Origin of the sequence: Geomonas subterranea (genome assembly GCF_019063845.1) — a bacterium.
GTDB lineage: Bacteria > Desulfobacterota > Desulfuromonadia > Geobacterales > Geobacteraceae > Geomonas > Geomonas subterranea.
In genome coordinates, this window is record NZ_CP077683.1 from 3212944 (window position 1) to 3225142 (window position 12199).

The window sequence follows — 12199 nt, forward strand, 5'->3', positions numbered from 1 at the left end:
CTGCATCTGTGGGGTATGCAGGTTTTAGCATATCGGCGGCGCGGGCGTTACCATTTTCTTCGCCAGCAAAGCCATGCGCGCAAGAGCCGCTGCACCAGGGGGGTGAGGCGGCGGCGCTGGTAGGCATCGGCGAGCTTGCGCCACGACTCGGATTGGGTGGGATAGGGGTGGATGGTGTTGCCGATGGCGGCGAGGCCGAGCCCCGAGCCGATGGCCAGCGTCATCTCGCTGATCATCTCCCCGGCGTGCCGCGCCACGATGGTCGCCCCCAGGATGGTGTCCCCTCCCTTCTTGAGATGCACCCGGGCGAAGCCCCGCTCCTCGCCGTCCAGAACCGCCCGGTCGACCTCGGAGAAGGGAACGGTGAGGGTATCGACCTCGATGCCGCGCGCGGCGGCATCCGCCGGGTACATCCCGACATGGGCGACCTCGGGATCGGTATAGGAGCACCAGGGGATGGTGAGCGAGGAATTCCTGCGCCTCCCCTTGAAGAGCGCGTTGGCGATGAGGATGCGGGCCTGGGCATCGGCCGTATGGGTGAACCGCAAGCGCGAACAGACGTCCCCCGCCGCGTAGACGCGCCGGTTGGTGGTCTGCAGCGTGTCGCCTACCGTGACGCCGTCCCGGTCGTACGCAATCCCCGCCTCCTCCAGCCCCATTCCCTCCACGTTTGCCGCACGGCCGGCCCCCACCAGCACGCTTCCGGCCGCGACCTCGAAGCCCCCGCCATCCCGCCGCAGCCGCAGGAGCTTCACGCCGTCGCGCAGCTCCACCGCCGCCACCTTTGTCCCCAGGTGCACCGTAATCCCCTCGCGGCGGAAGGCCTCCAGCAGCACCGCTGCCGCATCGGGGTCGTCGCGCCCGAGTAGCTGCGCGCCCGGCTCGATGAGCGTCACCTGCGAGCCGAAGCGGGCGAAGGCCTGCGCCAGCTCGCAACCGATGGGACCGCCCCCGATCACGGCGAGCGTCGCCGGGAGTTCGGTGAGCGAGAAGACGGTCTCGTTGGTGAGATATCCCGCCTCGGGCAGCCCCGGGATCGCGGGGACGGCGGCGCGGGCGCCGGTGCAAAGGGCGGCACGGGAAAAATGCAGCTCCGCACCGGCCACCTCTATGCGGTCCGCCGCCGTGAAGCGCGCCGTTCCGAAGAAGACGTCGACGCCGAGTTCGTCCCGGAAGCGCAGCGCCGCGTCGTGCCGTCCGATGTTCGCCCGCAGGCGCCGCATCCGCTCCATGGCCGCGCCGAAATCGGGGCGCACCCCTTCGCCCTGCGTGACACCGAAGGTGCCGGAGCGGGCGTCGAAGACGGCGCGGGCCGCCCGCAGGAGCGCCTTGGAGGGGACGCAGCCGACGTTCAGGCAGTCGCCGCCGAGAAAGGCGCGCTCGATGAGCGCCACCCGCGCCCCCAGGCCGGCCGCACCCGCCGCGCAGACCAGCCCCGCGGTACCGGCACCAACCACGACCAGGTTGTAACGGTCAGCGGGCGCGGGGTTGGACCATCCATCGGGACGCACCCTTGCCGCAAGCAGGCGGTTCTGCTCGGTGTCCGGCACAAGGTGGAGAGCATCGGTCATAGTGGTCACCCGCTTTCACCGCGGCGGTGGGCAAGCTCCTGAAATAGCGTCCATTGAAGGGAGTGAATGAACCAGCGCTTCGATAATTCCCGGTGCACTTTTGCTCCGTTTCCCTTATCATTTTTATCATAATAATCGCGGGGAGGCCGGGCCAATTAGGAGAACCATCGGCATCGGCAGTGCAACCGCCTGAAATCACAGTACCGACAGTAGCCGCAGAACTCATTTGGCCGACGACACGGAGGAGCCCATGAGCCGAGCAGCTGGGACGAACAGCATCACCGGGACTCGTTCCGAAAAGAGCACCCATAAAAAGACAGCAAAGGCCATGCGCCTTTCCCGCAACGAGCTTGCCGCGCAACTGGAGCTCTACGCCGACCTTTATGAGCACGCGCCGGTCGCCCATATCACCCTGGACCGCCACGGCGTGATCCGTTCCGTCAACCTCACCGGCGCCGACATGTTGGGAGTGGAGCGTTCCTCCCTGCTGGGGCGCAAGTTCGCTGACCTGTTCAGCGAGAGCTCCCGCCGCCCCCTGGCGGAGTTTTTCGAGCGCCTCCTCGCCTCCAACGAGGGCAACTCCTGCAACGTCCTTTTGTCCGATGCCGGGAACGCGCTGCAACAGCTGCGCATCGTCGCCATCCCCTGCCGCGGCCGCTCCGAAATCAGACTCGCCCTGATAGAGATCACCGAGAGCGAAAAGGCCGCCAAGGCGCTGGGTATATCCGAGGCGCGCTACCGTGGCCTCTTCGAGGCCGCCAAGGACGGCATCATGATCGTCGACGCGGCCACTGGCGAGATACATGACGTCAACCCCTTCCTCATGGAGATGCTGGGGTTTCAGCGGGACGAGCTTGTGGGGAGGCTGCTGTGGGACGTCCCGCCGCTGACGGTGCTGGCGGCAAGCGAGACCGAATTCGCGGTGCTCCAGCACCGGGATTACCTGCACAACGACGATCTGCGCCTGTCGACGCGCGACGGCCGCAGCGTGATCGTGGAGGTGGTCGTCACCGGATACAGTATCGACCGCAGCAAGGTGCTGCAGTTCAACATCCGCGACATCACGGTGCGCAAGAACGCGGAGGAGGCTCTTTCCAAGAGCGAGGAACAATGCCGCACCATCGTCAGCAACATCAACGAGTACGTCTACAGCGTCCGCTTCGAGGACGGCGACATCAAGTCCGTCTACCACAGCCCCAAATGCCTGGACATCACCGGGTACAGCCCGGAGGAATACTACCGGGACCCGCTTTTGTGGTTCACCATGATCCACGATGAGGACCGCAACCAGGTGGTCCAATTCCTGAACAGCATCTTCGCCGGAGAGGACCAGGCCCCCATCCGGCACCGGATCGTGCACAAGGACGGGTCGATACGCTGGATCCTCAACAACTGTGCGGTGCAACGGATCCGCAAGGGGAACCGGGTGACCATCTCGCGCCTGGACGGCTTCATCCTCGACATCACCGACATAAAGCGCGCGGAGGAGAACATCTTTTTCCTCGCCCACCACGACCCGCTCACCAAGCTCCCCAACCGCAGCACCCTCTACGCCAGGATCGAGGATGTGCTCCGGGTGGCCCAGAAAACGCGCACCAGCGTGGCGCTTCTCTTCCTCGACATCGACGGTTTCAAGCAGATCAACGACTCCATGGGGCACGACATTGGGGACCGGCTGCTGCAATCGGTGGCGCGCAAGCTCGGGGACTGTACCCGCTCCTGTGACGTGGTGGCGCGGCTGGGGGGAGACGAATTCGTGGTGGTGCTGTGGGACTGCGGGGTGAGCGAAACCAGCTTCGTGGCGGAGAAGATCGTCAACGCGGGGTTCCCACTGCAGGGAACCAACGTGATCGTGACCCCCAGCATCGGCATCAGCCTCTATCCCGAGGACGGCAAGGACTACCTCGCCCTTCTGAAGCACGCCGACATCGCCATGTACCACGCCAAGAAACTGGGGGGGAACAACTTCCAGTTCTTCACCCACAAGCTCAACGAGATGGCGCACGAGCGCTTCGCCCTCGAGGCGGAGTTGCGCCATGCGCTCGAGCACGACGAATTCGTGCTGCACTACCAGCCCAAGGTAGACCTGGCCACCGGCCACTTCACCAGCATGGAGGCCCTGATCCGCTGGCAGCATCCGGAACGCGGCCTGATCATGCCGGAGCATTTCATCCATATCGCCGAGGAAAGCGGCCTCTTGCACCAGATCAGCAAGTGGATCATCCCCACCGTATGCCGGCAGATCCGGCAGTGGCAGCACCAGGGGCTTGGGCAGGTCTCGGCGGCGGTGAACCTCTCCGCCAGCTTCTTCCAGCACCGCGACTTCGAGGAGACCATCGAGGCGTCGCTGCTGGAGACCGGCATCCCGCCGGAGTCCCTGGAACTGGAGCTCACCGAGGCGACCATCATGAGCGATCCGCAGCGGGTGCTGGGGAGCATGGCGGCGATGAAGGCGCTGGGGCTTCAGCTTTCCATCGACGATTTCGGTACCGGCTACTCGAGCCTCAGCTACCTCAAGAAGCTGCCGGTGGACAAACTCAAGATCGACCAGTCCTTCATCCGAAATATCGCACGCGACAACGACAACGCAGCGGTGGTGCGGGCGGTGATCAGCATCGGGCGGAGCATGCAGCTCAGGGTCATCGCCGAAGGTGTGGAAAACGCCTCCCAGCTGGCCTGGCTGCAGGCTGAGGGGAGCGAGGAAGCGCAGGGGTACTACTTCAGCCGCCCGGTGCCGGTGCAGAAGATGACTGCGCTGCTCAAGGAAAAAGCGAATTTCCTGCACAACCCGCGAGGACGGCTGCAGGGCAGGCAGTTCTGAAAGGAGGACGGGGGAGTGGGGGAAGGCAGACGGCTCGACTGATGGCATCCCCCCTACCCCCTAGAGCCGGCAGTTGTTGAAGCCCGCAGTTACAAAAAACAAGAGGCCGGCGCAGGGAAATCCGCTTCCCATGCGCCGGCCTTTTGTCGTCTCGAACACGGTACGGCAACCAGGCCGCACCGTTACCCGTCAATCCTCGTCCTGCCCGTCGTCCTGCCCGTCGTCCTGCCCGTCGTCCTGCCCGTCGTCCTGCCCGTCGTCCTGCCCGTCGTCCTGCCCGTCGTCACCCCAGCCTTGGTCGTCATCATCAGGGGGCTCCAGGCCATACCGTGGCATGGGCGCGAAGCGGTGCATCATCTCCTGGTGGTTGCGCTCCATCTCATCGGTCAGTTCGGCCCGCTGACGCGCCATCGTCGCCACGGTCTCCGCCAGCAGGTCCAGCTTTTTCTCGCGCGGGGCCTGCTCCATCTCACGCACCAGCGCCGCGAGCTCCGCATCCTGCCCCTTCACCTTCCGCATCATCTTTTCCATCATCATCCCGTGCCCGAAGGGCCCGCCACGCATCCCGTCCCGGGCTCCCCGCCCGGTGGCGCAGCCCGGAGTTCCGCAGCCGGCGAGCACCGGCTCGAGATGCCGCTTCACCTGATCCGGGTCGATGCGGTCCTGCAGCACCAACTGTTCCAGTTCCCTCAGGTGGGTCTTCACCTGCACCAGGTGTTCATCCATCATGCGCTGCCGCTCGGGGGGCACCTCCACCGATGCGCCGGCGCGGTACTTTTCCATCTCCTCGACGCCGCGCCTCATCTCCGCCACCGCCACCCGCGCCAGTTGCGCCGGGACCGGGGCACCCTGGTCAGCGGCGGCGTAAAGGAGGTGGCCAAAGTTGGCGACGTTTCTGTGGTAGGCCATCATCAGCAGGTGCTGGGGGGAGCGCATCATCTGCTGTCCCTTCGGGTTCTTCATCACGTAGCCCGGGGAACCCGGCACGGCGTCCCGCATCTGCGGCTTCCCGTCGGAAGCCGGGCGGTCCTGGCCGGCTGCGAGGGCCGGCAAAGCGGCAAGAACTGCTAAGGCTATCATCATCTTTCTCACTGGCGGCTTCCCCCTGGGTACGGTTTGGAGTCGGGGCCCCGTGGCCCCGCCTCTTTCTCTTTGCTGCGGTTTACTGGCTAGAGCGGCCTGCGTCCCTGAATCAGGTTAAGTATAACGATGATGATGGCGATGACCAGCAGCAGGTGGATGAAGCCCCCCAAGGTATAGCTCGTCACCAGCCCCAACAGCCACAGTACCAAAAGAATCACCACGATGGTCCAGAGCATCTCTGCCTCCTTTGGGAGCTTTCCGTTGATTGCCGGAGCTCCCGGTTGCCTGTGTCACTTACCCACTCTGAGCTTCGTCAGGTTGTCCAGTAGTCCGAACACGTTCAAAAGCCAGAGCACGACCACGATGACTACTACGGCGTTGAGTATCGACTTGATCGATCCAGCCATGGGGATGTACGTGTTGACGAGCCATAGCAGGACCCCGACCACGATCAGAACCAGTAAGACATGTACCAGCGGCATGGGTGCCTCCTCTTTGACCGGCTGTCCGTTGCAACTAGGGGTAGCGCCACGATCACCAGCAGAGCGACCGCAGCCACCACCGGGCATCCCGGGAAACTCCCGCGAAGGCACCCTCCGCAGCGTTGTCTCCACCCGGTGGCAGGCCAGGTGCGGCGCTATTTCTCCAGTTTTTTCTCCGCCTTACCGACGTTTTTCTCGACCTTGCCGGTAATTTTTTCCCCCCTGCCCTCTTGCTCCATGGAAACATTGCGGGTGCCCTTTCCAGCCGTTTCTTTGACCTGTCCTTTCAACTCATGCATTTTCCCTTTGCCTTGCTCTTTCGTGCTCGCTTTCATGGTGTACCTCCTGATGATGCTTTGGTGCCTGGAAGGTGCAGGTTGCATGGTGACTGCGGTCGCTCTGCTGGCGATCGACGCGGCGGCTGAACAGGAAAGCGTACCATTAATATTAAATTTTATTAATTTACAACGGGACAAGTTTATAGTGCACGGCTTATGTGTCAAGCGTTATGGCGGGGAAACTCAGCAGGGAGGCGGGGGAACTTATTTTTTACGCGTGGAAGGGACCAGGAACCTGGCGTGCTCGGGGTGCCGGCACAGGTACTGGTGGCCAAAGGCCATGGCGTAGGGGCAGGAGCGTTTCTTTGCCATGCAGATGGAAAATGCCGGGACCAGGGGGTGGGTTCGGCAGAGCGTCTCGTCGGGTTGCCCGGCCGCGACGCCGGATTCGCCCGTCTCCTCCGCGGGGACTTTCGTGGTGTCGCAGGCCTCCTCGGCGTGCTCCTTGCTGCGCATTCGCTACTCCTGGCGGGTTGGTTTACGGCTCAAACCATCGCCAGTATGCGGTGAAGACTCCCTCAAATAAATAGGGAAATTGGCAAGCCCCGCTGCGGCATATCACATGCCGCCCGGGGCGGGGCCGCCGTCACTTCAAAGAGGTCAGCCCCTGCCGCACCGCGTACTTGGTCAGCTCGGCGATGCTGAACAGGTCCAGTTTCTTCATGATGCTGTGGCGCTGGTTTTCAACGGTTTTGACGCTGACGCCGAAGGCGAAGGCGATCTCCTTGGCGTTGGAGCCGTTGGCGATGAGCTGCAGGATCTCCCTCTCGCGGGTCGAGAGATTCTCGTAGGTGGCCGGGACATCCTCGGGGATGCGCTGCAGGTATTCCTTGATCAAAAGGGTGGTCACCCTCGCCGGCAGGTACGTCTCTCCGGCGGCGATGGCGCGGATGGCGGTGGCGAGCTCGGAGAAGGCGGCATCCTTCAACACGTACCCGTTGGCCCCCGCCTTCAACACCTCCACCACGAAGCGACGGTCCGATTCCATGGACAGGGCCAGGACCTTCACCTCCGGGAAAGCGGTGGTGATGCTGCGGGTGGCATCGATGCCGTTGGTGTCGGGCATGGAGATATCCATCACGATGATGTCGGGGCGTTCCTTCCTGGTCAGGCGGATCGCCTCTGCGCCGGTTCCCGCCTCGGCGCTCACCATCATGTCCTCTTCCTTGTCAATCAGCGCGCGCAGCCCCTGGCGCACGATGGCGTGGTCGTCGGCGATCAAAACCTTCATCTTCATGTCCCCCCCTTTATCAGCCTAGGATCCCAGCGGTACCCTGATGGTTGCCACGGTCCCGCCTGCTCCCTTGTTGGTGACGGTAAAACTCCCGCCCAGGTGTTGTATCTTCTGCCTGACGTTGACCAGTCCGAAGCCGCCGCTTCGCGTTACCGACGCATCCTGCTCCGCCCCGTAACCGACGCCGTCGTCTTCAACCGAGATCACCAGGACCCCGTCGCACCGGGACAACTCGACCCGGCAGCGCAGCGTGCCGGCGTGCTTGATCACGTTCAGCATCAGTTCGCGGACCGCCTGGAACAAGGTGGAGCGAATCTCGTAGGGCAAGGTCTTTTCCTGGCCGTCGTCAATGAACTCCGTATCCAGCCCGAAATCCGCGCTGAACTCCTCACCGAGCCACCGCAACGCCGCCTCCAGCCCCGCACTGGCGAGAAGCGGGGGACGGAGCTGGAAGGTGAGCGACCTGATATCCTGTATGGTCTGCTGGACCAGTGCTCCTACCGCCTCGGCCTCGGCCTCGCATTCGGCGGCGGGAACGGTGCTGGCCAGGGCGTCCAGTTTGATCTTGGCCAGGATGAGCCGCTGGCCGACCTGGTCGTGCAGCTCGCTGGCGATACGGTCGCGCTCCCGCTCCTCGGCCATGGCCAGGTCGAGGGCCATGTCCTGCAGCTTCTGCTGCTGGGCCAAAAGCTCGACTTCCACCTTCTTGCGGATCTCGATCTCCTGGGTCAGGTGCTCGTTGATGAGCTGCAGCTTCGCCGTCCTCTGCTGCACCTCCTCCTCGAGGTGCTGGCGCACGCCAGCCAGCATCTCCTCAGTCTGCTTGCGTTGGGTGATGTCCAGCACCACTCCCATGAGACCGGTCACCTCCCCCCCCTCCGAGATGAGCGGCTGGTAGCTTGCCAGCCAGTGGTGCAGCACCGGGTCAGTTGGATCAACCCTCCCCTGCACTTCGACATTCAGGACACACTCCCCCCGCTCCAGGACGGGGCGCCAAAGTTCCCGGATCTGGGCAGCCACCCCAGGCGGCAGCACCTCGTCGATGCGGCGCCCCACGTGCTCGCAGATGCTCTTTCCGTTGAGCCTGGCCAAGTGCTCGTTGAGACGCAAGTAGCGCAGGTCACGGTCCACCACGAAGAGCCCGACCGGGGTGTGAGTATAGATATTGGCCAGTTCCTGCAGCTGCATCCGGTAGCGTTGCTCGCTAGCGTGCAGGGCCTGGGTGTAATCGCCCATCTTCTGGGTCACGCCGTTGAACAGCCGGGCCAGTTGCGACAGCTCGTCGTCCCCCTCCACCTCGATGCCGTGGGTCAGATCCCCGGAAGCGACGACGTCCGCGCCCCGCTTTATGGCTGCCATGCGCCGGCGCAGCACCCCGTTCAAAAACGCCGAGTTGAGTATGGTGACGAGCGCCATCAAAACGACGAGCAGCAGGGTGAGGTAGATCATCCGGTCGCTGGCCCTGTGGAAACGGTCCCGGGCCAGTTCCTGCAAGTTCACCGCCTCCTGCTGCAGCGCGGAGTCCTTGAGCATGATCTGGCTGTAGAGCCGGCTGGCGAACTCGTCGTGATGGGCCGGGTCTGCCACCGGGATCCGCCGCACCTGCTCGACAAGCCGCTTCGATATCTGCACCGATTCGGCCAGATCGAGCCGGCTCCGTTCCAGGATCTGCTTCGCGGCATCGTCTTCAACCTGCGGCAACCCCTGGGCCAGCAGACGCGTGGCAACCTCATTGAGGGCGAACCACTGCTCCCTGGCCCGCTCCAGGCCGAAGGAGAAGTACTCGTCACGCATGGTGGCCCGGTGGAACACGGTGGACTGGATCTGATCGGCCACCACGTGGTTACGCTCGGCGACGGCCAACTCCCTGGATGACCAGGCGAGCAATGCCGCCACGATCACCAGGAGGGTGAAGGAGAGCAGCGAGATTATCTTGAGTCTACGGGCGAAGGTCACTTTTCAGCACCTGCTGACCGACCGCCTCTGGCTTCACGGCCAAAAGCGGACGGGGATCCACCGATTCCAGGTAATTGGGCATACGAACCTCCCGCACCAGGCGCAGCGCACCGGCCCATCGCGTCTCGTCCTCCAACGCTATCAGTAGCGCATGGTCGAGGCCCAGCTTGCGTTCGCTCTCCCCCCAGCACTCGGAAAGCACAGCCGGGGGAAGCTTTGAAGCGGCAGCCACGATGGACTGGGCCTCCTTCGGGTGTGCCGCGGCGAATTTCTCGGCGCGGACCAGGGCGCGCAGCAACCGCCTCATGGCCTCCTGGTTGCTCGCCACGTATTGGGTCTGCCCTGCGATGACGAAGGTCTCGGTATAGATATAGGGGTCCTCGAAGATGACGCCTCGCCCGGAGAGGCTCCCGGCGATGATCTTCTCGTTGGGCACCCAGGTGGATACCGCATCGACCCGGCCGGCGAGAAGGGCGTCCTGCATCTGTTCCGGCAGCAGGGGGACCAGGACCACGTCCTCGATGCTCAGACCGTTGGCGGTAAGAAAGGACGAAAGGAACATGTGGGTGGTGGTTCCCGCCGTGAACCCGATGCGCCGCCCCTTAAGATCAGAGGGGCGGGCAACGCCGCTTTTGCGGTCGGCGAGGATGGCGTGATTCTTGTTGGAGGTGAAGATGCTTGCCAAGAGGGAGAGTCTCTGCCCCTGCAGCGTCGCGAAGACCACCGGGGTTTGGGCGACGGTGGCTACATCCGCCTTCCCTTCCAGCACCGCCTGCAGAGCCGCCTTGCCGTACCCGAATGGATGCGTCTCGACGCTCAGCCCCTCATCCCGCATGAACCCCCGGGCGAGGGCGATGTGAACGAGCCCGCAATCGTGCTGGGTGGAATAGGCCAGGCGCAGGGGCAGGGGCGGCCCCGTCTGGTGCTGGACCTGGCTTTGGCAGCCGGCGATGCACAGGCACAGTATCAGTATGAGCGTGACTCTCAGCATCCACTCCTTCGTGTCCGACGGTGCTTCGCGGGGGGGGGCCAATGACGGCGGTTACCGTCAACTGTCCCTGGCTGCGAATCTTCCAAGCTTTGTCTCACAAAATTGAGAACAAATATATGACGACTGGCTAACAAAGTGCAATTAATTTTAGCATAAAGAAGCCACTGTTACAGTGTCTTGGAAAGAAAGTGTTCCGCAAAAAGCACGGGCAGGCTCTTTGAGCCTGCCCGTGCCATTGCCGATGTCAGTGATCGCCTCCGTTTGCGAAGACTATGACTGTCGTTGCATCACTTGACCGCTTTCCCGCCCTTCCCCGGTTTCACGTACTTGGCGAACCGGACCGGAAGGGTCGCCGAGCCCGCGGCCGGGTACTTGTCGAGCCGCGCCGACAGCCGCTCGATCCGCTCGTCCAGCGGCGGATGGGTGGAGAACCAGGATCCCTTCTGCGCCGCGGTCGCCTCCTGTTTCTTCAGCTTGCGCAGCACGCTCACCAGTGCCGACGGGTCGTAGCCGGTCCGGTAGGTCGTCTCCAGGGCGGCCTGATCAGCTTCGAACTCCATCCCCTGGTCCAGCCCCTTGTCGAACAGCGTCGACTGCAGGTCGCTCATCATCGACTCGAACTGCTGCCCCTTGCTCCCCTTCATGTTGGCGGCGGTGATGGTGGCAGCGCCCTGCAGGAACTGGGCGCGCCGTATGCTTTTCAGCGCGTGCTTCTCCGCGACGTGCCCCACCTCGTGCGCCAGGACCCCGGCGAGTTCCGCCTCGTTGTCCAGGACGTCGAGGAGCCCCCGGCTGATGAAGACGATGCCGCCGGGGGCGGCGAATGCGTTCCGCACCGGGCTCTCCAGCACCACGAAGCGGTACGGTATGGTGGAGCGCCGGCTGTTTCGGGCCACCGCGTTCCCCACCAGGTTCACGTATTTCTGCAGCGCCTCGTTTTGCACAGGCTTGCCGAAACGCTGCATGCTGTCCAGCGCCAGGCTCTCGCCCACGGTGCACTCGGTCTGGTAGGTCATCTCCTGCGACGAGGAGAGTACCTGGGTCGCCCCGGAGAGGATCTTCCCTTCCTTGGATTCCGGTTTCATCAGGTTGTTGAGCTTGTCCTGCCATCCGGCATGGGCCTGGGCGGCGACGAGGCAGGAGAGCGCGACCAGCGGTAAAAGACGTAGTTTTTTCATGGCTCCCTCCTTATTGGGCGTACTCGCCGATTTTCCCTTCCTTGAGGAAGGCCTTGACCTCTTTGTCGGACACCTTGCGCGCCAGGATCTTGTCCAGCTCCTTCTTAAGCCCCTCCGGCGTGCCGTGCTGCTTCGCGTAGGCGGCGGTTTCCGGGGAGAGGCCGCGCACGCTGCGGGCGCTGTCCGCCTTGGCGGTGTTGATCTGGCTCTTCTGCATGCTGTCGCCCAAAAGCCCGTCGCCCCCCGCCACCTCGGCTACCGGCTGGGTGTCGGAGACCCGTCCCGCGTAAACCCACCCCTCCTTGCCGTCCGCGGTCCTCACCTTGAGCCAGCGCCCCTCCCCCTCCACGAGGGTCAGCTCCGATCCCACCGGGAGGTCGGCCAGGTTCGGTGCGCTCACCGACTGGTCGTTTTTGAGGGTGGTCCCCTCGCTCACCACCCAGCGTTTCTCGGCGCACAGGGCCTGCCCCGCGCACAGGGCCAGAAGCAGCAGCGCGCCGCCTAAAGCTCTCTTTCTCATGATTTCACCTCCGTGTAGCGGCCGG

General features: G+C 63.8%; 12 protein-coding genes. 1 reads left to right on the top strand and 11 read right to left on the bottom strand.

Annotation, left to right across the window (positions count from 1 at the left end):
* Window positions 1–47: 47 nt before the first annotated feature.
* On the bottom strand, window positions 48–1571 hold the full coding sequence (locus tag KP001_RS13995) for a mercuric reductase (RefSeq protein ID WP_217286226.1): 1524 nt from the start codon (window positions 1569–1571) through the stop codon (window positions 48–50).
* Window positions 1572–1821: 250 nt separating this feature from the next.
* Here KP001_RS13995 and KP001_RS14000 point away from each other — a divergent pair, with 250 nt between their 5' ends.
* Window positions 1822–4392 (top strand): sensor domain-containing protein, encoded by a 2571-nt coding sequence (locus KP001_RS14000; protein ID WP_217286227.1) that lies wholly within the window; start codon window positions 1822–1824, stop codon window positions 4390–4392.
* 189 nt (window positions 4393–4581) lie between these two features.
* Here KP001_RS14000 and KP001_RS14005 read toward each other — a convergent pair whose 3' ends face one another.
* The 10 genes from KP001_RS14005 to KP001_RS14050 form a co-directional block, all read right to left on the bottom strand.
* Window positions 4582–5472, bottom strand: a complete 891-nt coding sequence (locus tag KP001_RS14005; RefSeq protein ID WP_239027782.1) for a hypothetical protein — start codon at window positions 5470–5472, stop codon at window positions 4582–4584.
* Window positions 5473–5561: 89 nt separating this feature from the next.
* Window positions 5562–5711 carry a lmo0937 family membrane protein gene (locus KP001_RS14010; protein WP_183345221.1) on the bottom strand — a complete coding sequence of 50 codons (150 nt, stop codon included), beginning with the start codon at window positions 5709–5711 and terminating at the stop codon, window positions 5562–5564.
* A 54-nt stretch (window positions 5712–5765) separates the two neighbouring features.
* Window positions 5766–5957 (bottom strand): Thivi_2564 family membrane protein, encoded by a 192-nt coding sequence (locus KP001_RS14015; protein ID WP_217286228.1) that lies wholly within the window; start codon window positions 5955–5957, stop codon window positions 5766–5768.
* Window positions 5958–6112: 155 nt separating this feature from the next.
* On the bottom strand, window positions 6113–6292 hold the full coding sequence (locus tag KP001_RS14020; protein WP_217286229.1) for a CsbD family protein: 180 nt from the start codon (window positions 6290–6292) through the stop codon (window positions 6113–6115).
* A gap of 207 nt (window positions 6293–6499) precedes the next feature.
* A complete protein-coding gene (locus tag KP001_RS14025; protein WP_217286230.1) occupies window positions 6500–6751 on the bottom strand; it encodes a hypothetical protein in 252 nt (83 codons plus the stop codon).
* 130 nt (window positions 6752–6881) lie between these two features.
* Window positions 6882–7532: a response regulator transcription factor gene (locus KP001_RS14030; protein ID WP_217286231.1), complete on the bottom strand. Its 651-nt coding sequence runs from the start codon at window positions 7530–7532 to the stop codon at window positions 6882–6884.
* 18 nt (window positions 7533–7550) lie between these two features.
* The gene (locus KP001_RS14035) at window positions 7551–9485 is read right to left on the bottom strand and encodes a sensor histidine kinase (RefSeq protein WP_217286232.1); all 1935 of its coding nucleotides are present in this window, start codon (window positions 9483–9485) and stop codon (window positions 7551–7553) included.
* Window positions 9469–10476: an ABC transporter substrate-binding protein gene (locus tag KP001_RS14040; protein ID WP_217286233.1), complete on the bottom strand. Its 1008-nt coding sequence runs from the start codon at window positions 10474–10476 to the stop codon at window positions 9469–9471. The genes KP001_RS14035 and KP001_RS14040 overlap by 17 nt, the downstream gene beginning before the upstream one ends.
* Before the next feature lie 287 nt (window positions 10477–10763).
* A complete protein-coding gene (locus KP001_RS14045; RefSeq protein WP_217286234.1) occupies window positions 10764–11654 on the bottom strand; it encodes a M48 family metalloprotease in 891 nt (296 codons plus the stop codon).
* 10 nt (window positions 11655–11664) lie between these two features.
* Window positions 11665–12174: an SH3 domain-containing protein gene (locus KP001_RS14050; RefSeq protein WP_217286235.1), complete on the bottom strand. Its 510-nt coding sequence runs from the start codon at window positions 12172–12174 to the stop codon at window positions 11665–11667.
* Window positions 12175–12199 lie beyond the last annotated feature (25 nt).